The 575-nt window shown below is 64.2% G+C and carries 2 pseudogenes; both read right to left on the bottom strand.

The features are described 5' to 3' along the window. Window positions 1–250, bottom strand: a pseudogene (locus CKY51_RS22255) (DUF2884 family protein); the annotation flags it as partial. A 31-nt stretch (window positions 251–281) separates the two neighbouring features. Beyond that, window positions 282–575: pseudogene (locus CKY51_RS22550) on the bottom strand (hypothetical protein); the annotation flags it as partial.

Below are 575 nucleotides of genomic sequence, written 5' to 3'. Positions count from 1 at the left end.
CACGCATCGCCTGTCGCTGCGCATCGTCTAGCGCGACCGACTTGCCGTCGATACTGAGCGCGCCGTCGGCAGAAATCGTGGCCGGTGGCAGGTTGTCGCGGCGAATGGTCATGCTCTTGCCATTGAAAATGACGCCGCTGCCATTCATCTGCACGGTCGGTTTGGGCTCAGCCGCGTTGCTGGAGCCGTTCTTGTCGTTGCAGCCCACCAGCAACACGGCCAGCAGGGCGATGGAATGAGTGACCTTCATGATGAGCCCCTTTGGTCTACTGACGTCTTGGTCAATCGTCGAGCGGCAGCCGGGTGGCGCCGCTGATGTCGCGTGCATCGATATCGGCGCTGCCGCGACGCGCCACGCTGAAGTCGCCGCGCACCTTGCGCACATCCAGGTCGCCGGAGCCGATCGCATCGACCGCGACATTGCCCTGTACATCGGCAATTTCGACATCGCCTGCGCCGATACTGCCGATCCTTACGCCCTTGGCGACGTTGCGCAGCTTCACCGCGCCCGAGCCGACCTTGCCGATCTCCACCGCACCGCGAACCTGATGCGCCTTCAGGTCGCCCGAGCCCAC

Origin of the sequence: Xanthomonas maliensis, from assembly GCF_009192945.1 — a bacterium.
In the GTDB taxonomy this organism is placed as follows: Bacteria; Pseudomonadota; Gammaproteobacteria; order Xanthomonadales; family Xanthomonadaceae; genus Xanthomonas; species Xanthomonas maliensis.
This window is presented reverse-complemented; position numbering and strand designations above follow the sequence as displayed.